Below are 20,797 nucleotides of genomic sequence, written 5' to 3' on the forward strand. Positions count from 1 at the left end.
CAGGAGGCGGTTGTTTTTGCAGGAAACTGTGAAAGCAGCCGCCTCTTATTTTTATGCAAACAGATCGGCGTTCGATGCCGGTCGCCTCCGGTTTCAGGGATTTGCAGCTGAAACACAAATCTCAAACGAAATCGTAGGAACTGACATGAGAACAACAAAATTCAATATGAAAGACTTTGGCCTGAGACTGCGCAAGCTGAGACAGGCCTGCGGATTAACCCAGGAAGAGTTCTGCGACGTGATCGGGATCAGCGATACCCATTACCGGAAGATCGAAGCCGGTACCAGGACCGGATCGCTGGAGCTGATCGTGGAGATGGCGGAGTACTTCCATGTGAGTCTTGATTATCTGCTGCTGGGAGAGACAGAATCCAACAGCAAGGCGAAGAGGGATATCTTGGCTGTCATCGAGAGCCTTACAAGGATTGCCCGGGAGCTGTAAGCCAACAAAAATGAAGGAGCAGAGAGACCGCATTTATTAATCTCTCTGCTCCAGTTTGTTTTATTTGCCAAAGGTTTATTTCCAGCACCCCTCATTCGGATCCCATTCAGTTACTGTGGTCTTGGTTTGAGTCAGAAGGGGCGTTACAAATGTCTTGATCCGGACCATAGCATCGTTCATTGAGACTGGGATCAGAGCTTTTTTCTTTTTCAGGAATGAGTTCCATCTGGTCTGATGCATCGAATCACCACGAAACTCATCGCTGAAAGCTGCAGTGTCCATTGTAATGGGAGTTTTCCGGTTTGTGAATGTTTCCATGACAGCGTTGTTCAGTTCTTCATAGTCGAAGAGATACTTCTCTGAGAGGACATAAATATCGTAGAAGTCCTTATAACGGCTGTTCAGGAAACCGTTTTTGACAATAGCTTCCAGTTTCTCAGCAATGGAAGATTCCAAAGAGTATGCGTTCACTTTGGGTGCTTCCATATCCAGGATCACGGGGAATTCCATCTCTACGGCATCGGGATAAATCACATCGCCAAATCCGATATCAATCCCGATTGGAATTCTGGTCCGGTCAAGATATGCGACCGCTGAGATATGCAGTCCATGGTACTCTTTGAATTCTGTGATATCTTCAGCTGTAATGGAATCAAGGTCGAAAACAAGAGCATCGTCAGTGTCCAGAGTAAAGATATCGCGGAAGACGGTTTTCATTTCCTCAGCGCTGTTTGAGATACGTCTGGCCAGCAGGTCAACGTCTGTTGTGGCACGCTCGTACTTCCTGTCGAAGATGGCATACAGAAAGATGCCGCCTTTCAGAACAAAATGGCTGGCATACGGAGATACTGAGATCCGGTAAATCGTCCGCTCAAGTCCGTAATAGACGAGAGCTTCCTGGAACGTGCAGCCGGAGCTGACAGCGAAATTCTTCAGTCTTGCCTTTACGGAATCTGCATTCATGAAACAAGCACCTCCAGATAAGTTCTTACAATAGCTTCGCACCGCAGCATTTTGGCATAGGTGTAGAGCCGGTCGATCTGCCGATCCTTCCTCTTCAGGTAGTTGCGCAGCACCTCTGATGTTTCCTCAATGCCGATCTTATTGCGGTAGTAAATGATATCAACGACAGTCTTTTCAATGTCAAAAATACGGAATGAATCGCCGCCTTCCGTGATTTTCGTGATACCGGTATCCATGCGGGAAGGGTCAAAATAGAATATTTTGATCTGTGGCCAGTCAGGAAGAGTACTGACTTTTTTCTTCCGGTCGATCGCAACATCAATCACATCAGGAAGGAAATTGGTAAGCTCATAATATCGGGCGGCACTCATCAGGCAGATCACACCCTCCGGAACATATGCAGCAGCGTTGATAAAATCATTCTCATCACCTTTATAGGAGAGATTCTCATATGTGGTTCTGTTGATGCGGTGCAGCCTACCGTTTTCTTCCAGCTGGCCAATTTTGTAGTAGGAATAGCCCATGTCTTTCAGTTCACTGGTCGTGTAGTATTTCTGATTTGCATCAAGTGCGATCACAGTCATCACCTCCTTGACCGGAGTATACATCATTCTCATAATAATTTCAACTAAATTCGGCAGAAAAAATAATAGCAGAAAATAATTAAAATACCGCAGGTGCAAATCATGATCCGCACCGGTCTTAAAAAGGACGGTGACCGGTCGCTTCAGGCGCTAAAATTCAGCTTTCACTGACCCTAAAATTGGAACCGTAGGAGGGGTTTCCCTCCTACGGCGACATGGATCTTTGAAAACTGAATATCATTCATCAGATACATCCCTGTACGGGCGTGAAAATGTCAGCCGGTTGAAACATACGCAATGACTCCGGAAGGATGAGCGAGAAATATGCCGTTCATATATGCAGGACAGCTACCTGCAAGGCGATGAAACGTACGGGCACAATGGTACTTCTGTCCAGCCACAGCCCCGGGTGGAACCGGGATCACGCAATGGGGGCAGCTGCGGGAGAACCTCGCGGGGGTGAGAGGCCCATGGAGCTGAAAGCATTCAGCCGTCTGATGACTTCCCGGTCACTTGGGTGTCGAGGATAAATAAGTGAAAAGGAAATGAACGTTACGCCGCCGGCCTTATTACGACCGGCGGTGATACATATACAGACATTTCTGTAGAGAGGAATTGCCAATGAAAGAGTTTATCTACCGCAAGGGCGATGTATTCCTTGCGGATCTTGGTATTCCTCATGGCTCAGAGCAGGGCGGCCGCCGTCCGGTCGTGATCATTCAGAACGATGACGGCTGCGTGTATTCTCCAACAGTAACGATGGTGCCGATGACAACGGCGATCAAGAAACCTTTCCAGAAGTCCCACTACATTCTCCGGTATTCGGACTGCATCCGTTACCGATCGATGGTTGAGGCAGAGCAGATCCAGACTATTGACAAGGACCGCATCATTCGGCGGATCGGTCATCTGGATCCAAGGGATATATCCGGAATCGAAGAGGCCATGAGGAATCATTTCGGCTTCGATATCCCGGACTGTATTGAGGCTCCGTAAACATGATGACGAAGGAAAGGAGGGAATGCTCAGATGGAGAAGAATGAGAAACTGCTTCGCTATTCCATGCAGCTGGCTTATCTGCATACGCTGCTCTCTGCAAAGCTGATCACCGAGAGTGAGTATTCCCGGATCAAAAAGAAATTGCAGAAAGATTATAAAGTACCGTCTGACATCCTTGCTGATTTTGAATCGCGTGATGTAAGGTGAGGCAAAGGAGGCGAGGCAGATGGCAAAAGTCGATGTAATCAAGGCTCAGGTATCTGTGACTGACCGCAGAAGACGCAGCAAATCCATAGAACGAAAGCGCGTTGCGGCATACTGCCGGGTCAGCACGGACAGTGAGGATCAGCTGAACAGCTACAGATCGCAGGTTCAGTATTATACAGATAAGATCAGCGAAAACGTGGACTGGATGATGGCCGGAATCTATGCGGATGAAGCGATTACCGGCACCCAGGTGGCAAAGAGAGAAGGCTTCCAGAAAATGATCAATGACTGCATGAGCGGTCAGATTGATATGGTCATCACGAAGTCGATCTCGCGCTTTGCCCGCAATACATTGGACACACTGAAGTATGTCCGGATGCTGAAGGAGAAGGATATCGCCGTCTTCTTCGAAGTTGAGAATATCTCTTCCAACGTCAAGAAGGGACTGGCAATGAAGATGTCCCGTGGCGAGATCGTGGGCTTTGCCGGAGCGCTTGGATATGACTATGATCCGGAGACAAAGACCATCTCAGTGAATGAGGAAGAGGCGAAGGTAGTCCGGTATATCTTCAAACGCTATATCGAAGGAATGGGAGCGCATGTAATCGCCAGGGAGCTGGAGCAGATGGGAGCGCTCACCAATCGCGGCAACAAGAGCTGGTACGATTCAACCGTTCTCGGGATCATCAAGAATGAAAAGTATAAAGGGGATTTGCTGCAGGGAAAGACATTCACAGTCGATCCGATCACAAAACGCAGACTCGGAAACCTGGGAGAGGTTGACCAGTATCTGATGAAGGATCATCATGAGCCGATCATTTCAGAAGAGATGTGGGAGCAGGCGCAGGCGATCCTGAAAAGAAGAACCGTAGTCCATGAGAATTCAAACGTAGATCCGAATTCATACCGGGAACAATACAGCCGGAAATTCGCTTTCAGCTGTATGGTCAAATGCGGCTTCTGCGGAGCATCACTGACACGGCGTTCCTGGCACAGCGGATCCAAGTATCATAAGAATATCTGGCTGTGCATTTCCTCTTCCAAATACGGTAAGAAGAACTGCCCGGAAAGCAAGGGCATTGCTGAGGAAGTCCTGGAAAGTGCATTCGTCGAATCCTACCGGATGATCACGAATGATCATAAGGATGTCCTGGAAGAATTTCTGCAGAGAACAGAAGAGGAGCTGCATTCCGATGCGACGCTGCAGGAGATCGATCGCGTAAAAAAAGAACTGAAGCAGCTTGATCAGAAGATGCAGCGTCTTCTGGATATGCATCTGGAACAGCAGATCGACTTCGGTACCTATGAGGACAAAAAGCTGGAGATCATCAAGGAGCAACAGCTGAAGACAACAGAGCTTAAAAGACTACAGGGTGAAGCTGATATCGAGAAGGATTTACGCAAGAGGTTGGACGCAATGCGCAAGCTCCTTTCCGATGCTCCTATACTCAAGGAATTCGACAGAAATGTTTTTGAAAGCATCGTTGAAAAAGTTATTGTAGGCGGGTATGATGACGAGGGAAATGCAGATCCGTCGATGATCACATTTGTCTATAAGACCGGGTTTGAAGACAAGAAAAAGGGTGACGATTACAAGCCTCCGAGGAGGAATTCCAAGTCTAAAAAATTGTCGTCACAACCTACCGACGACAGCAGCAAATTGTCACAACAAGCTATTGACGTTGCATATAGAAAGTGTGGTACTTTTATCCCGCAAAGCTTCGGACAGTGTTTTGAAGAGATCATCGAATGGATAAAAATATTTATCAGATTGCAGAGCAGATACTCCAATTGCATCAGAAGGCCTATGAGATTTATTTGCCGCTCGTTGAAGATGTGTGCAGCCGAACTGTGTCAGAAGAAGAATTGTCGCATTTGTTGGATGATCTATTGAATTTTGCGTATGTTGAAAAAATATTGAGATTGTATAAAAGGGTATGTAGATATTATTTTGATGTATATCCTAGTTGTATCAGGGATTACATTGAAGCATATTGGGAAATCTGGGAACGTTAAGATATAGTGTTTTATATGAAATGATAAAAAATACAAAACACTATGTGCTCTATATCGGCATTTGGCAATGAAATATAAGAAGAGCAACAAACAATAATAGAAGAGGTTGGGATCGAATGAAGAGTTACGGTGAAATTGTTATCTATCAAACGGAAGATGGATTGACAAACATTGAGGTTAAAATCGAAGATGAAACTGTATGGTTGTCACAGCAACAAATGGCCGATTTATTTCAAACATCTCGTACAAATGTAGTAGAACATATCAAACATATATACGAAGAAGGTGAACTTGATGAGAATTCAACCTGTCGGAATTTCCGACAGGTTCGAAAAGAAGGCAATCGAGACGTTTCAAGGGAAATGCCATTCTATAATCTTGATATGTTAGCGGACTCTTTTTGGATTCAGAAAAAGCGAACATTGAAGCTAAAAAAGTGAACATTGGAGTAGAAAAAACGAACATTGAAGAATATTTTATAAGTTGAGTTTTGAGATCAAAGGAAAGGAGGATGTTGTATGGGATTGATTTCTATGTTACGCATCGATATTGATGCGGGTGTTGAAGTTTATCAGATGACCAAAAATGCGGTTTTGATCGATGTGCGGACCAAGGAAGAATATGACCAGGGACATATTCCCAACAGTATCAATCTTCCTTTATCGAATCTGGATCAGATTTTAAAGGAAGTACCAGATAAAAATACGCCGCTCTTTGTGTATTGTCAAAGCGGCTCAAGAAGCGCAAGAGCTGTAAAATCGATGAAAAAGGCCGGTTATAGCGATGTGACCAACATCGGAGGAATTCTCTATTACCACGGACCAATCGAAAAGTGACATCTTACGACATTTTTACTTGCATTACCTTAGCTTTTCTCCTATCCTTATCTGTGGAAGGAGGGATATGGTATGATTCGGAATTTTCCGCGAGGCGAAGTAATGCCTTTAAAAAATATGCTGATGTATGGGCCTGGTCAGTCATTATCCAAAAATTTTGTAGAAACTGAGAATTTCTCGATGGAGATGTATTCGCTTTGGAAGGATGGCGAATTACAGATCGCAACTCAAGATCGGGATATGTTCATCACTTGTTTAGAGGGAGCTGTGATCGTTTCGGTTTCTGGTAAAGAAGTATACATCGTTCGAGCCGAAGAAAGCTTGCTGTTGCCAGGAAATGAAGTGGTGCGTATCGTCGCTAAAGAGAATTGCAAGTTTGTGATGATCAATACGAAGTAGAAAGTCAGATTCAAAAAATGAAGTCTGGCTTTTTTTGTCTGGTTGACTTACGAACTATTTTTTATGATAATGAAGTCCAGAAAGAGGGGATTCTCTTGAGTCAAATTAAAAAGATCACTTGTTCTGCTTTGTTTTTAGCTATCGGATTTGTGTTGCCTTTCTTTACCGGACAGATTCCTCAAATCGGTAGTATGCTTTTGCCGATGCACATTCCGGTATTCTTATGCGGTCTGATCTGTGGAGGACCTTATGGGCTGGTGATAGGCTTGATCTTGCCTGTTTTACGCAGCATGATCTTTGGAATGCCGCCGATGTTCCCGACTGCTGTCGCAATGGCATTTGAACTTGCCACTTACGGTTTTTTGATTGGGATGGTTTACAGTCATGCCAAATGGCAGTGTATCAAGCAGCTTTATATTGCATTGTTGATCTCCATGGTCGCTGGCCGCCTCGTTTGGGCAGCAGTCACCTGTATTCTAGTCGGACTTTCCAATGTGAATGCTATGATGTTGATCAATGGAGCTCTTGTCAGTGCAGTTCCGGGAATTGTCGTACAGCTGATCTTGATTCCGCTGATCATGGTCACTTTGGATAAAGCAAAAGTGGTTCCATTTAAAAAAAGCTATACCGAAACAAAAGAGTGCATCCAGTAGATGCACCCTTTTTATAAGACTTGCAGATCGTGTAACGACCGGTTGATCAAAAAGATACTGAAGAGATCAAAGATTCCGATCATACTGATGAAGGTTCCAGCCAACATCACGAATCCTTCAAAAGAAGCGATCGGGAAAAAGAGAAGGAACGATCCCATCAAGACCGGTAAAACGATTGCCAATAAAGGCCCCCAAATAGATCCTCCGGCTTTTTTGACTTGGATCGCGGAAGAAATCTTACTGATTCCATTTACGATCATGCCAATACCGGCTACCATAGGCAAACTAGCCAATACCCAGGCGGGATTCAGATAGACTGCCACGGAAACAACACTCAAACTGGCTCCCAATAAAAGATCCGCAATTGAATCGTATCCCTTTTTACGATCCGCGAACCAACGTGCGATCATATAGATTCCGTAAGCAAAACCAAGTAAGGCCAATAAGTTGGCCATCAACAAGCTTGTCATAGCCGGCTCGATCAAAATCAAAGCACCTGCTAATATCAAAGCGACAGACTCCATCAAGGATGGGCCCCAAAAATCAATTCTTCTAAGCATATCATATACCTCTTTTCTAATGCTGGTTTTATAATACAGTTAAATAAGGTCAATTTCTGTGTCTTGAACAACAGAATCAAAAAAAGGTGAAAAAATGGAAACATATACGAAGATCATTCAAAATCATCCTTTGTTTCAAGGGATGGACGGACAAGAAATCGAAACGTTGATGAAACGATTTCGTGCCCATATTCAGTCATTTCAAAAAAAATCAGTATTTTGGGATTCTAATCAAAGAGTGGATGAGATGGGAATCGTATTGGAGGGGAATGTACACATTGAACGAATCGATGAAAATGGAATCACATGTTTGATCGATGTATTATTACCAGGCGATAGTTTAGGAGAGATGTTCTCCATCAGTCAGGCTCCTTTAAATACGACGTTTCGTATTCTTAAAGACGCCAAGATACTTTTCTTCAATGCCCGTCGAGTGATCGAATCACCGGTCAGCGATCCTTTAGAGGTGCGGTTTCTTCAAAACTTAGGAAAGGTATTATCAAAAAAATCATATTCTTTTTCAAAACGCTTGGCAGATACTGTTCATCGAACGACACGGCAACGCCTCCAGGATTATCTTTCGGCACAATATCATATCAAAGGCAATCAGAAATTCACCATTCCTTTGGATCGCCAGGATCTGGCGGATTTTCTATTTGTGGATCGCAGCGCCATGTCTAAAGAATTGAGTAAGATGCAAGAGGAAGGACTGCTGATCTATCATAAACGCGATTTCGAATTCCTCGATAAGATGCCGATTACGGATAAAGAAGAAGAGGATTAAAAAAACAACGAAGTTTTGAACCTCGTTGTTATCCGTTTTGTGCCATTTTTTCGCGATATAAAGCCCGGCGATCTTGTGCTGTCAGACCTTTTTTACGGATTCGGATCGCATCGGGTGTGACTTCTACAAGTTCATCATCATTGATCCACTCTAAGGCTTCTTCCAAAGAGAAGATGCGAGGCGGTGTCAACAACATGGCTTCATCACGCCCGCTGGAACGGATCGCAGTTAATTTTTTATTTTTTAGAGGATTGACATCCATATCAATATTCTTAGCAGATTCTCCAATGATCATTCCTTCATAAACTTCTGTTTGAGGGGAAATGAACAATTGCCCCCGTTCTTGAAGGTTCCATAAGGCATAAGTCATGGCGGTTCCTGTTTCTGTGGAAATCATAGCGCCTTGCATGCGCTGTGCAATCTCACCTTTATAAGGCTCATATCCACAGATGCGGCGAACCAGCGTACCTTCACCATGTGTTTCGTTGATGAATTCATTTCGGAACCCCAACAAGCCGCGAGTCGGAACCTGGTAGGTGATCTTGACATATCCGTTTTCTTCTTCCATGTTTTCCATCACCCCTTTACGCAAGTTCAGTTTATTGATGATGGTACCAGAATACTCTTCCGGAGCAAGACAGATGACTTCTTCTACCGGTTCTACTTTAACGCCGTTTTCATCTTTATGTAAGATGACTTCCGGCTTGCTGATGGCAAGCTCATACCCTTCGCGACGCATGTTTTCGATCAAGATCGAAATATGTAATTCGCCGCGCCCGGATACTTTAAAACAATCGGCACTGTCGGTTGGTTCTACCTTTAAGCCTACATTGACTTCAAGTTCTCGTTCCAAACGTTCCTTGATATTTCGGCTGGTGACATATTTTCCGCTGCGCCCGGCAAACGGACTGGAATTAACATGAAAGTTCATTGACAATGTAGGTTCTTCAATAGGGATATGATCCATCGGCTCCACATGTTCTGGATCACAGATCGTATCTCCGATGCTGATGTCTGGCATTCCGGCTACCACGACGATGTCTCCGCTGTGAGCTTCTTTGACGTTGGTTCGCGAAAGACCTTTATAGACGAAAAGATTTGAGATCGTTTCGCGTTTTTCTAATCCCTCTTGGTTACAGCGAATATAGGAAGCTCCTTGTTTAAGTACACCAGAATAGATTCGACCGATTCCCAAACGCCCGATGTATTCATCATAAGCCAAAGCCGATACTTGCATTCGGCAAGGCTCTTCATCCAAATTTGGATAAACATCACAATGCTTTAAAATCGTATCGAACAAAGGTTCAATATTTGTACTTGGTGTATTGAGGTCATATTGAACAATTCCTTCTCGTGCGATTCCATAGAGGATCGGGAAATCCAATTGTTCGTCGTTGGCATCCAAGTCTAAGAATAATTCATAGACTTCATCTACCACTTCTTCGGCACGCTGATCTTTTTTATCGATCTTATTGATCAAAAGAATAGGCTTTAAACCAATTTCCAGGGCCTTGCTCAAAACAAAACGAGTTTGGGGCATCGGACCTTCGCTGGCATCTACCAATAAGATCACGGTATCGACGGTTCGAATGATTCGTTCGACTTCGCTGGAGAAATCCGCATGTCCTGGAGTATCGACAATATTGATCTTGACCCCGTTATGGATCACAGAGCAGTTTTTCGAGTAGATCGTGATTCCACGCTCTCTCTCTAAGTCGTTTGAGTCCATGATACAGTCTACGACTTCTTCATTATCACGAAAGACATCACTTTGTCTTAAAAAAGCATCCACTAATGTACTTTTGCCGGCATCGACGTGGGCAATGACGGCTATATTCAAGATCTTTTCCTGATCGGCCATAAGTTCCTCACTTTCTTCTAAAAAACAGAACAATTATAATGCAGAGTGGATGAAAAGACAATTGATTATGATATAATCTACGCAGAATAGAGAGGTTTTTATTATGCAGATACGATACTTTCGAGAGTATTCCCATTACTTGGATCGCTTCATGGAGTTTAAGATGTATGGACATGCCGGTAAGATGTGTTTTGTTTTCCCGTGTCAGGACGGACGCTTTTTTGAATGGGAAGACCGCGGCATGTTTGATCTGGTCAGCGACTTGATCGAACAAGGACGAATTCAGTTTTGCACGGTTGATTCCATTGATAAAGAGACATGGAGTTCGCAAGAAGATACGCACCGTCGTATGTGGCTGCAGGAATGCTGGGTACGCTATGTGATGGAAGAACTGGTTCCCAGCGCTTTATGGAAAGCCGGCTTGCCGGAAGATTCTATGTGTATGACCATGGGTGCCAGTATGGGCGGAACGCATGCGGCAAACTTCTTCTTCCGCTTCCCGAATCGATTCGATAAAGTCCTGGGCATCAGCGGTGTCTATGATATGCAGGCATACTTTCACGGAGTTTATGATGATAATTGTTACAACAATGACCCTTGTGCTTATTTGAGCGGAATGGATCCCCATCATTCATTTATTCAAAAATACAATGAGTCGCAGATCATCTTATGCGTAGGGCAGGGTGCCTGGGAAGATGTCTGCAAAGCTTCGCTCCAAAAGCTTTCCGGTATTCTATATGATAAAGGAATCCATGCCTGGATTGACTTTTGGGGATATGATGTCAACCATGACTGGCCCTGGTGGGAAGTCATGCTCCGTTACTTTTTGCCAAAAATGGTTTAATGAGCACCTTCGGGGTGCTTTTTTGTTTGCCATGAAAAAAAGAGCCGTCAGGCTCTTATCCGATTAAAAGAACATCACGGATGCCGGGGACCTCGTCCATTAAAAGAAGTTTGATCCCGGAATGAAAATCTTCCGCTGCCATCATACAGCCGGCGCAGGCTCCACGAAAAGCTACATATACAATCGCATTCTCATCGACTCCCATCAGTTCAATATCGCCGCCATCATGCTGGATGTAAGGACGGATCTTATTGAGACATTCATTGATTTTATCCATATCCGGCATGATAGGTTTATTTTCTTCTGCCATTTCAATCACTTCCTATCCTAGAAATAAAGGTACAAATAAAAGAGGGAATACCAGGCCAATCACAAAACCGCCAAGGACTTCGATGAAACGGTGCCCTAAGACGGACTTGAGCTGCTCCTCATAGATTGGATTGTCTAAAGGGACTTCAATCTCTTTTAAATCACGAATCAGCTGCTGGGTCAATTCGATGTTTTTTCCAGAATAATAACGAACATGACAAGCATCGTACATCACGATAAAGGCAAAGACTGCCGTAACCGCAAAGATCGTCGAGTCAAATCCCTCCTGGATCCCAATTGCCATGGAAAGACCTGTAACTGTACTGGAGTGGGAGCTGGGGAAACCTCCACTGGCTATGACCCAATGCAAGTCCCATTTCCCCGATTTTAGATAATAGAAGATGGTTTTTAATACTTGGGCTATCACATTACATGTCAATGCGACGACCAAGGGAAATAAAGCCTGTGGAAACATAGTATTTCAACTCCTAAACCGTTAGTATTATAGCACAGTTTCTTTTTTTCGTGATATAATGTGCTCGTAAATAACGGAGGTACTGTAACATGATTCAATTAGACTTACAACATGCTCATTTAAAAGAGGATGTGAAGAGTTACCAGGAAAAGGTCAATCAGATCGATGAATCCCTGCGCTTAAAGACATGTAAAGGCAATGATTTTATCGGATGGATGACTTGGGCCAACGACTATGATAAGGAAGAATTTGCCCGCGTTAAAGCTTGTGCCAAAAAAGTGCGTGAAGACAGTGATGTATTTGTCGTATGCGGCATTGGAGGATCTTATTTAGGATCTCGTGCTGCGATTGAAATGATCAACGGACTGTACAGTCAGAAAAAACCGGAAATCATTTTCTTAGGAAATACGTTCTCCAGCAGCTACATCGTTCAAGTGATGGACTATATCAAAGATAAAGATGTTTCTGTCAATGTCATTTCCAAGTCAGGAACAACGACGGAAACTTCGATTGCGTTCCGTCTGTTGAAACAGTTCATGGAAGAGAAGTATGGTTCGGAAGCAAAACATCGAATCTATGCGACAACCGATAAAGCCCGCGGTACCCTGAAAGCTTTAGCGGATAAAGAAGGCTATGAACAGTTTGTGATTCCGGATGATATCGGCGGCCGTTTCTCTGTCATCACACCGGTCGGCTTATTGCCGATTGCGGTCGCAGGAATCGATATTGATGAGATCATGCGCGGATTGCACGATGGCATGGGAGAATATGGAGATGCCGATCTTGAAAAAAATCCGGCTTATCGATATGCTGTTGCCCGTCGGATCCTACAAAATGAAGGTTATAATGTAGAATTGTTTGTCAATTATGAAATGCAGATGCAGATGGTTGCAGAATGGTGGAAACAGCTGTTCGGAGAAAGCGAAGGAAAAGATGGTAAGGGAATCTTGCCAGACAGCGTCTGCAATTCCACAGACCTTCACTCCTTAGGTCAATTTGTACAAGATGGTAAAAAGATCTTGTTTGAGACAAACTTGTATGTTGACAAACCAATGTTGGATATGACTTTCCCAAGCGATGATGAAAACATGGATAATATGAACTATCTGGCAGGAAAATCTTTGGATTGGGTCAATAAAATGGCCGCCAAAGGAACATTGCAGGCACATGTGGATACAGGAAATGTGCCAAACATTATTTTGACGATGCCAGATATGAGCGCTTACAGCTTTGGAAATATGTGTATGTTCTATTTTAAAGCAATCGCCATGACGACATTGATGAATGATTCGAATCCGTTCAATCAGCCAGGTGTAGAGGTTTATAAAAAGAACATGTTCAAGCTTTTAGGAAAAGAATAAGATCTAGGAGGCCAAACCGGCCTCCTTTGTCGTAATCTGAACCGAACGAAAGTCGTGTGAATTTTTGAACAACCCCTTTAAAATCAAATTAAAAACTCGTATAATTATTAAGGTATAGGATACTGAAATAAGGAGGAAACAAAAAACATGCCTAGAGCTAAATTATCTATGGATGGAAATACGGCAGCCGCTCACGTTGCGTATGCGTATACAGAAGTTGCTGCGATTTATCCGATCACTCCATCCAGTCCAATGGCTGATCAAATTGATATCTGGTCTGCCGGGGGACGTAAAAACATTTTTGGAAATCAGGTAGTTGTTAGTGAGTTGGAATCCGAAGCTGGTGCCGCTGGTGCGGTTCACGGATCTCTGGCAGCCGGTGCCCTGACAAACACATTCACTGCTTCACAGGGTCTGCTTCTGATGATTCCAAATATGTATAAGATTGCCGGGGAACAATTGCCTTGCGTATTTGATGTTTCAGCTCGTACTGTTGCATCTCACGCATTGAATATCTTCGGAGATCACAGCGACGTCTATGCTTGTCGTCAAACAGGTTTCGCAATGCTTTGTGAAACGAACCCACAGGAAGTTATGGACCTTTCTCCAGTAGCACACTTGTCAGCTTTGGAAGGAAAAGTTCCATTTATCAACTTCTTTGATGGTTTCCGTACATCTCACGAGATCCAGAAAATCGAGATCTGGGACTATGAAGATCTAAAAGAACTTTGTCCAATGGATAAAGTGGAAGAATTCCGTAATCATGCATTGAACCCAGAACATCCAACGATGCGCGGTTCTCACGAAAATGGAGATATTTTCTTCCAGCATCGTGAAGCATGCAACACTGCTTATGACAATCTGCCGGAAGTTGTTGAAAAATACATGGGCAAGATCAATGAAAAATTAGGAACGAACTATGGATTGTTCAACTACTATGGTGCAGAGGATGCAGAGCGTGTAATTATTGCGATGGGTTCTGTAAATGATGTTTGCGAAGAAGTTATCGATTACTTGATGGCTAAGGGCGAAAAAGTCGGTGTTATCAAAGTTCGTTTGTATCGTCCATGGTCAAGCAAGCACCTTCTGAGCGTATTGCCTAAGACTGTGAAGAAAATTGCAGTGTTAGACCGTACAAAAGAACCAGGTTCTTTAGGTGAACCATTGTATTTGGATGTCGCAACAACATTAAGAGAAGCTGGATTGAACGATATCAAAGTAATCGCCGGCCGTTATGGTTTGGGATCTAAAGATACTCCGCCTTCAAGCATCTTTGCGGTATATGCCGAATTGTTAAAGGATGAGCCAAAAGATCGTTTCACGATCGGTATCGTGGATGACGTGACAAACTTGTCTTTACCAGAAGTGAAACCAGCTCCAATCACAAGTGCTCCTGGAACAATCGAATGTAAATTCTGGGGTCTTGGCGGAGACGGTACAGTTGGTGCCAACAAGAACTCTACAAAGATCATCGGTGACCACACTGATAAATATATCCAGGCTTACTTCCAGTATGACTCTAAAAAAACGGGTGGTATCACAATTTCTCACTTGCGTTTTGGGGACAATCCAATCAAGAGTCCATACTACATCAGCCAGGCTGATTTTGTTGCCTGCCACAACCCTTCTTATGTAGTCAAAGGATATAAGATGGTTCAGGATGTAAAACCTGGCGGTATCTACATGATCAACTGCCAATGGTCAGATGAAGAATTAGACAAACATATGCCGGCAGAAGCAAAAAAATACATCGCTGAAAACAACATTCAACTGTATACGATCAATGCGATCGACAAAGCCATCGAAATTGGTATGGGTAAACGTACCAATACGATCCTGCAGTCAGCATTCTTTAAATTAGCTGATATTATGCCGATTGAAGAAGCTGTGCAGTATATGAAAGAAGCTGCTAAGAAATCTTATTCGAAGAAGGGCGATGCCGTTGTGGAAATGAACTACAAGGCAATCGATGCCGGTGTCGATGCGGTTCACAAAGTCGATGTGCCTGCTTCTTGGGCAAATCCAGAACCAGATGCAGCTCCAAAAGAATTAAACGGTCGTCCTGCTACGGTCAAGATGGTAAAAGATATCATGGAACCGGTAAACTTGATGGATGGAGATGCTCTTCCAGTATCTGCATTCAATGCTCATGTTGACGGTCAATGGGAAACTGGAGCCAGTGCTTATGAAAAACGTGGAACAGCCGTTATGGTTCCTGAATGGGATGCGGATAAATGTATCCAGTGTAACCAGTGTGCTTTCGTCTGCTCACATGCTACGATCCGTCCGTTCCTGTTGAGTGAAGAAGAAGTACAGAATGCTCCAGAAAACATTAAATTAGCAGATACTAAACCAAAAGCCAGCGAATACAAATATACGATGAGCGTTACTCCGCTTGATTGTATGGGATGCGGCGAATGTATTACTGTATGTCCAACAGGGGCTATTGTGATGAAACCGCAAGAATCTCAATTGGCAGAACAGCCAGTATTCGATTACCTGGTTGCCAATGTATCTAAGAAAGATATCGGTTTGAAAGATGAAACTGTCAAAGGTTCTCAGTTCAATCAGCCATTATTGGAATTCTCTGGTTCCTGCGCAGGATGTGCTGAAACATCTTATGCTCGTTTGGTAACACAGCTGTTTGGTGAACAGATGTATATTTCCAACGCTACAGGATGTTCTTCTATCTGGGGTGGACCAGCTGCTACTTGTCCATATACGGTAAATAAAGACTCCAACAAAGGACCAGCTTGGGCAAACTCTTTGTTTGAAGACAATGCAGAACACGGATTCGGTATGGCTTTAGGTCATAAGACTCTTCGTGAACATACGATCTCTAAGGTTGCTGCTATCGTTGAAAACAGCGATAACGCTGCATTGAAAGCGGCTTTTGATCAGTTCATGGAAACAAAAGAAAATACAAAAGCGAATGTAGAACCAACCAAAGCTTTGATTGCTGCTCTAGAAGAATTAGGTACAGAAGAAGCAAAAGAAGTATTGGCTAACAAACAATACTTAGGCAAGAAATCTGTTTGGATCTTCGGTGGAGACGGATGGGCTTACGATATTGGATACGGAGGATTAGACCACGTATTAGCTTCTGGTGAAAACGTAAATGTCTTTGTATTCGATACTGAAATGTACTCTAATACAGGTGGACAGGCTTCAAAAGCCAGCAACATCGGTGAAGTATGTCAGTTTGCTGCTGCCGGTAAAGAAATCAAGAAAAAATCTTTGGCAGAAATCGCTATGACATACGGATATGTTTATGTAGCTCAGATTGCTTTAGGTGCCAACCCGGCACAAGCTGTTAAGTGCATTGCAGAAGCCGAAGCTTATAACGGACCATCTTTGATCATCGGTTATGCACCTTGTGAACTTCATGGTATCGCTAAGGGTGGTATGAACCATTGTCAAGATGAAATGAAGAAAGCCGTTCAAGCCGGATACTGGAACTTATTCAGTTTTGATCCAGCTAAGAAGGCAGAAGGTAAGAATCCATTCACATTGACTTCTAAAGAAGGCGATGGTTCTTATCAGGCATTCTTGAACAACGAGGCACGTTATACGCGTTTGATCAAGCCATTCCCTGAAAGAGCAGAAAAACTGTTCGCTAAATCAGAAGAAGAAGCGAAAGCACGTTACGAGCACTTGAAAAAACTGGTTGAACTTTACAGCTAGTCTGAAAAGGATCGGATCATCCGATCCTTTTTTTTGAATCTTCTATTTTCAACATGAAGAAAATCGAATATTATAAATGAGAGAGATAGATATAGGAGAGAGAACATGCATACAGTTACATTAGTCGCTACCGATCTGGATGGAACTTTTTTAAACAGTCAAAAACAAGTTTCCGATTTAAACCGTGAAGCCATTTCTGCCTTAAAACATAAGGGAATCCTTTTTGGAATTGCTTCTGGAAGACCGGTCGAAACCGTTCATGCGATGCTCAACCAATGGGGAATTCAAGACAGTGTCAGCTTTATTATGGGAATGAACGGGGGTGTGATCTATGACATACGTCGTCGTACGAAAGAAGAGTATCATCTGTTAGACGGAAAAGTTGTATTGGATATCATTCATTTTTACCAGGATATGGATGTGATCTTCCATGTATTGGTAGGCGACATCCGCTATACAAGCAAATCAACACCAGAGACGCGGGCACATGCGAAATTGTTCGGAGAAACTGAGATAGAAATTGATCTGGAGTCCTTTTTACAAGATCGTGCGGTCAACAAATTGATCATCTATAGTGATCCGGCTTACCAACCCAAAGTGATTGAACGGTCTAAATCTTTCCGTCGTTATGATTGCATCGGATTCAGTACCGCAAATAATCTGTTTGAATATTGCGATCCCGTTATTAATAAAGGGTATGGGATTGAAAAACTGTGTAAACATTTTGGCGTCAATTTAGAAAACTGTGTCGCCTTTGGTGATGAGGCAAATGATATCCAGATGTTAGAAAAGGTCGGTATGGGTGTCTGTATGAAAAATGGCTGTGATGCAGCCAAAGCAGTGGCCAATGTTGTCAGTGAATACACCAATGACGAAAGTGCATTAGGTCATTTCTTAAAAGAGCATGTATTGAATGATTAAGAGACTTCGGTCTCTTTTTTACTATAAAAATGTAAAACGATTAAAAGAGTATGATAAAATGAAAATCAAGATTGCAGCGTTGATCTTCTATAAACTGTGTTTTGCGAAATGGTGAGGATTGAAATGAAGTTTTTGTTTGATTGCGATGATACGTTATATGATTTGGAAAGACCCTTTTATCAGGCGGTACAAGATTTGGATCTGCCTTTACACCAGGAGCAGATTCCTTCTTTTTATACATTGTATCGAAAACATGGAGATGCGATCTTCGATCAAGTGCAGTCCAAAAAAATGAGTGTGGATGAATCAGGAATCTATCGGATTTTGAATGCTTGTCAAGATTTTCGGATTCCTCTTGAAAGATGCGAGGCTCTTCGTTTTCAAGAACGTTATCGCTTTTATCAGAATCATATTTCCTTATCCAAGCCTTTACAGGAATGGTTTGCTTCTTCCCGCAGTGAAAAGGCTATTTTGACCAACGGTGAGAAAAATCATCAAATGGAGAAATTACAAGCCTTGAAGATCCCTTCTTATATACCGGATGATCATATTTTTATCAGCGGTGTGATCGGATATCGAAAACCAGATCCCAGAGCTTTTGATGCCGTGCTAGTAAAATGTGGAGGCCCAAGTCTGGATTGGGTCTATATTGGGGATCGATATGATCATGATATCGTTCCGGCTAAACAAAAAGGAATGCGTACGATTCATTTTAATCGTCATCATCGTTTGGAAGGCCCTTTGGCAGATCATATTGTATACCAGGACGAAGAATTGGTTGCGCTGTTATTAAAAATGGAAAGAGGAGAGAGTGTATGAATCGAGACCCATTAAAGGACAAAAAACGAATCGTTATCAAAGTTGGTTCGAGCAGTATTACACATCCCAGCGGGGATCTTTATCTTTCTAAGATCGAGAAATTGGTTCGGATTCTTTGTGATCTCAAAGCGAAAAATAAAGATGTCGTCCTAGTGTCATCCGGAGCGATCGCTGTGGGAAGACGTGCCTTGCATATCGGCAGAAGGCCAGAATCGATTGCGGAAAAACAAGCTTTTGCCGCTGTCGGACAAGCACGCTTAATGATGGTCTATCAAAGATTGTTCAGCGAGTATAACTTTGTTGCTTCTCAGGTGTTGCTGACAAAGAATATCATGACAGAAAAACGATCTCGAGAAAATGCCCGGAATACGTTTGAAGAACTTTTTGCCTTAGAAAGTATTCCTGTCGTCAATGAAAATGATACGATCTCGACTCAAGAATTGGAACAAGTGGAAAGTTTTGGCGATAATGATCAGCTGGCGGCTACGGTAGGAGCTTTGATCCATGCAGATTTGGTGATCTTGTTAAGTGATATTGAAGGACTTTACACAGATGATCCGAAGATCGACCCGAAGGCAAAACTGATCGATCATGTCGATCGAATCGACGAATCACTGCTATCCATGGGAAAAAACAAACCAGGTTCCAATGTCGGAACAGGCGGGATGCAGGCGAAACTGATGGCGGCTCAAATTGCAATGGATGCAGGCTGCGATCTGGTCATTGCGAAATTTGAGGATGCTTCCATCATCGCCAGGATCTTAAAGGGAGAGAACGTCGGAACTTATTTTCAGAGTCAAAATAGGAGGAGTCACCATGAATCTTGAAACTATCGGTCAACAGGCAAGGCAGGCATCGTATGCTCTTGCATCCCTTTCCTCACAAAAGAAAAATGATATTTTGAAAACGGTTGCGCAAAGTTTGAGGGAAAATCAAGATCAAATCTTGAGAGCGAATGATCAGGATATGATAAAAGGCAAACAGAAAGGTCTTAACGAGGGCTTGCTGGATCGTTTGAAATTAGATGGCGATCGTTTGGAAGCCATGGCCGATTCGGTATTGGAAATCGTAGAGTTAGAAGATCCTGTCGGCGAGATCATGGAAGAAAGAATCTTAGCCAACGGTCTAACCATTCAGAAAAAAAGAGTGCCGATCGGGGTGATTGGCATCATCTATGAAGCCCGTCCCAATGTAACGTTAGATGCTTTTTCGATTTGTTTTAAGAGCGGAAATGCCGTGGTCTTAAAAGGCGGCAGCGATGCGCTTTTATCAAATATGGCGATCACAGAATGTATCCAGAAAAGTCTTGAACAATGTGGTATCGATCCTTTTGCGATCCAGCTGATCAAATCAACATCACACGAAGATACGCAGCGGTTTATGAGTATGACAAAATGGATCGATGTGATCATTCCTCGGGGATCTGCGCGCTTGATCCAGTCCGTCATGAACAATGCGAAGGTTCCAGTGATTGAAACTGGAGCAGGGAATTGTCATATCTATATCGATCAGTATGCTGATCTTCGTAAAGCTGTCGAGATTGTCTACAATGCTAAGACACAAAGAATCGGCGTCTGCAATGCAGCTGAATCTTTACTGGTACAACGAGATATCGCACCTCAGATACTGCCGCGGATTCAAAAACGTCTAAATGAAAAAAATGTTTGTCTTCGATTAGATGAAGAAGCGTATGCGATCTTAAAAGATGGTCAAGGAAGAATCGAACATGCGAGTGATCAAGATTGGGGCATGGAGTACCTGGATTATATTTTATCGGTAAAGATCGTATCCGATGTACAAGAAGCCATTGACCATATTAACCGGTATTCAACGCATCATAGCGAGTGTATTGTAACCGAAGACTCTCAAGCTGCGCAGCAGTTCTTGAATCAAATCGATTCTGCTTGTGTTTACTGGAATGCATCCACACGGTTTACGGATGGTGGAGTTTTCGGCCTGGGGGCAGAAATTGGAATCTCGACTGGAAAAATACACGCTCGTGGACCAATGGGATTAAAAGAGATGACGACCTATAAGTATACGATTTACGGAAACGGACAGGTACGTTAGGCTTTTCGCT

General features: G+C 43.2%; 22 protein-coding genes. 16 read left to right on the top strand and 6 right to left on the bottom strand.

Features of this window, described 5'->3' with window-relative positions; genetic code table 11:
• Positions 1-16 precede the first annotated feature (16 nt).
• Entirely contained in the window at positions 17-442 is a 426-nt protein-coding gene (locus tag HNQ43_RS00335; protein ID WP_183373729.1) for a helix-turn-helix domain-containing protein, read from the top strand.
• 75 nt (positions 443-517) lie between these two features.
• Here the strand turns inward: HNQ43_RS00335 and HNQ43_RS00340 are convergent, their stop codons facing one another.
• Positions 518-1,447: a nucleotidyl transferase AbiEii/AbiGii toxin family protein gene (locus HNQ43_RS00340; RefSeq protein ID WP_221247946.1), complete on the bottom strand. Its 930-nt coding sequence runs from the start codon at positions 1,445-1,447 to the stop codon at positions 518-520.
• Positions 1,402-1,983: a type IV toxin-antitoxin system AbiEi family antitoxin domain-containing protein gene (locus HNQ43_RS00345; protein ID WP_221247948.1), complete on the bottom strand. Its 582-nt coding sequence runs from the start codon at positions 1,981-1,983 to the stop codon at positions 1,402-1,404. Before HNQ43_RS00345 ends, HNQ43_RS00340 begins: the two co-directional genes overlap by 46 nt.
• 627 nt (positions 1,984-2,610) lie before the next feature.
• Here HNQ43_RS00345 and HNQ43_RS00350 point away from each other — a divergent pair.
• From HNQ43_RS00350 to HNQ43_RS00380, 7 genes are all read left to right on the top strand, one after another.
• On the top strand, positions 2,611-2,985 hold the full coding sequence (locus HNQ43_RS00350) for a type II toxin-antitoxin system PemK/MazF family toxin (RefSeq protein ID WP_183373731.1): 375 nt from the start codon (positions 2,611-2,613) through the stop codon (positions 2,983-2,985).
• Between the two features lie 33 nt (positions 2,986-3,018).
• Entirely contained in the window at positions 3,019-3,195 is a 177-nt protein-coding gene (locus tag HNQ43_RS00355) for an SHOCT domain-containing protein (protein ID WP_021773869.1), read from the top strand.
• Between the two features lie 19 nt (positions 3,196-3,214).
• Positions 3,215-5,089: a recombinase family protein gene (locus tag HNQ43_RS00360; protein ID WP_244956993.1), complete on the top strand. Its 1,875-nt coding sequence runs from the start codon at positions 3,215-3,217 to the stop codon at positions 5,087-5,089.
• Between the two features lie 238 nt (positions 5,090-5,327).
• A complete protein-coding gene (locus HNQ43_RS09125; RefSeq protein ID WP_244956994.1) occupies positions 5,328-5,651 on the top strand; it encodes a virulence RhuM family protein in 324 nt (107 codons plus the stop codon).
• Positions 5,652-5,729: 78 nt separating this feature from the next.
• Positions 5,730-6,047 (top strand): rhodanese-like domain-containing protein, encoded by a 318-nt coding sequence (locus HNQ43_RS00370; RefSeq protein ID WP_183373733.1) that lies wholly within the window; start codon positions 5,730-5,732, stop codon positions 6,045-6,047.
• A 72-nt stretch (positions 6,048-6,119) separates the two neighbouring features.
• Positions 6,120-6,446, top strand: coding sequence for a cupin domain-containing protein (locus HNQ43_RS00375; protein ID WP_183373735.1), 327 nt, complete (start codon positions 6,120-6,122; stop codon positions 6,444-6,446).
• Between the two features lie 95 nt (positions 6,447-6,541).
• Complete coding sequence (locus HNQ43_RS00380) at positions 6,542-7,099, top strand: ECF transporter S component (protein ID WP_244956995.1); 558 nt, start codon at positions 6,542-6,544, stop codon at positions 7,097-7,099.
• A gap of 11 nt (positions 7,100-7,110) precedes the next feature.
• On the opposite strand, the gene HNQ43_RS00385 is transcribed toward HNQ43_RS00380, so the two are convergent.
• Positions 7,111-7,659 carry a DUF308 domain-containing protein gene (locus tag HNQ43_RS00385; protein WP_183373737.1) on the bottom strand — a complete coding sequence of 183 codons (549 nt, stop codon included), beginning with the start codon at positions 7,657-7,659 and terminating at the stop codon, positions 7,111-7,113.
• A gap of 94 nt (positions 7,660-7,753) precedes the next feature.
• Between HNQ43_RS00385 and HNQ43_RS00390 the strand changes: the two genes are divergently transcribed.
• Positions 7,754-8,443, top strand: a complete 690-nt coding sequence (locus HNQ43_RS00390) for a Crp/Fnr family transcriptional regulator (RefSeq protein ID WP_183373739.1) — start codon at positions 7,754-7,756, stop codon at positions 8,441-8,443.
• Positions 8,444-8,471: 28 nt separating this feature from the next.
• Here the strand turns inward: HNQ43_RS00390 and typA are convergent, their stop codons facing one another.
• Positions 8,472-10,304 (bottom strand): translational GTPase TypA, encoded by a 1,833-nt coding sequence (typA, locus tag HNQ43_RS00395; RefSeq protein ID WP_183373741.1) that lies wholly within the window; start codon positions 10,302-10,304, stop codon positions 8,472-8,474.
• 103 nt (positions 10,305-10,407) lie between these two features.
• On the opposite strand from typA, the gene HNQ43_RS00400 reads away from it, so the two are divergent.
• Positions 10,408-11,148, top strand: a complete 741-nt coding sequence (locus HNQ43_RS00400) for an esterase family protein (RefSeq protein ID WP_183373743.1) — start codon at positions 10,408-10,410, stop codon at positions 11,146-11,148.
• Positions 11,149-11,203: 55 nt separating this feature from the next.
• On the opposite strand, the gene HNQ43_RS00405 is transcribed toward HNQ43_RS00400, so the two are convergent.
• Both HNQ43_RS00405 and HNQ43_RS00410 read right to left on the bottom strand, forming a co-directional pair.
• The gene (locus HNQ43_RS00405; RefSeq protein ID WP_239461036.1) at positions 11,204-11,458 is read right to left on the bottom strand and encodes a NifU family protein; all 255 of its coding nucleotides are present in this window, start codon (positions 11,456-11,458) and stop codon (positions 11,204-11,206) included.
• Positions 11,459-11,470: 12 nt separating this feature from the next.
• Positions 11,471-11,932 (bottom strand): divergent PAP2 family protein, encoded by a 462-nt coding sequence (locus HNQ43_RS00410; protein ID WP_183373745.1) that lies wholly within the window; start codon positions 11,930-11,932, stop codon positions 11,471-11,473.
• 89 nt (positions 11,933-12,021) lie between these two features.
• Between HNQ43_RS00410 and HNQ43_RS00415 the strand changes: the two genes are divergently transcribed.
• The 6 genes from HNQ43_RS00415 to HNQ43_RS00440 all read left to right on the top strand — a co-directional run bounded on the left by HNQ43_RS00415 (position 12,022) and on the right by HNQ43_RS00440 (position 20,787).
• Entirely contained in the window at positions 12,022-13,293 is a 1,272-nt protein-coding gene (locus tag HNQ43_RS00415) for a glucose-6-phosphate isomerase (protein ID WP_183373747.1), read from the top strand.
• A gap of 147 nt (positions 13,294-13,440) precedes the next feature.
• A complete protein-coding gene (gene nifJ, locus HNQ43_RS00420) occupies positions 13,441-16,977 on the top strand; it encodes a pyruvate:ferredoxin (flavodoxin) oxidoreductase (protein WP_183373749.1) in 3,537 nt (1,178 codons plus the stop codon).
• Between the two features lie 105 nt (positions 16,978-17,082).
• Complete coding sequence (locus HNQ43_RS00425; RefSeq protein WP_183373751.1) at positions 17,083-17,898, top strand: Cof-type HAD-IIB family hydrolase; 816 nt, start codon at positions 17,083-17,085, stop codon at positions 17,896-17,898.
• A 123-nt stretch (positions 17,899-18,021) separates the two neighbouring features.
• Positions 18,022-18,717 (top strand): HAD family hydrolase, encoded by a 696-nt coding sequence (locus tag HNQ43_RS00430; RefSeq protein WP_183373753.1) that lies wholly within the window; start codon positions 18,022-18,024, stop codon positions 18,715-18,717.
• Positions 18,714-19,544, top strand: a complete 831-nt coding sequence (gene proB, locus HNQ43_RS00435; protein ID WP_183373755.1) for a glutamate 5-kinase — start codon at positions 18,714-18,716, stop codon at positions 19,542-19,544. Before HNQ43_RS00430 ends, proB begins: the two co-directional genes overlap by 4 nt.
• Positions 19,534-20,787: a glutamate-5-semialdehyde dehydrogenase gene (locus HNQ43_RS00440; protein ID WP_183373756.1), complete on the top strand. Its 1,254-nt coding sequence runs from the start codon at positions 19,534-19,536 to the stop codon at positions 20,785-20,787. Before proB ends, HNQ43_RS00440 begins: the two co-directional genes overlap by 11 nt.
• The last annotated feature ends 10 nt before the right edge of the window (positions 20,788-20,797 follow it).

Source organism: Faecalicoccus acidiformans, assembly GCF_014202635.1.
GTDB classification, from domain to species: Bacteria; Bacillota_I; Bacilli_A; order Erysipelotrichales; family Erysipelotrichaceae; genus Faecalicoccus; species Faecalicoccus acidiformans.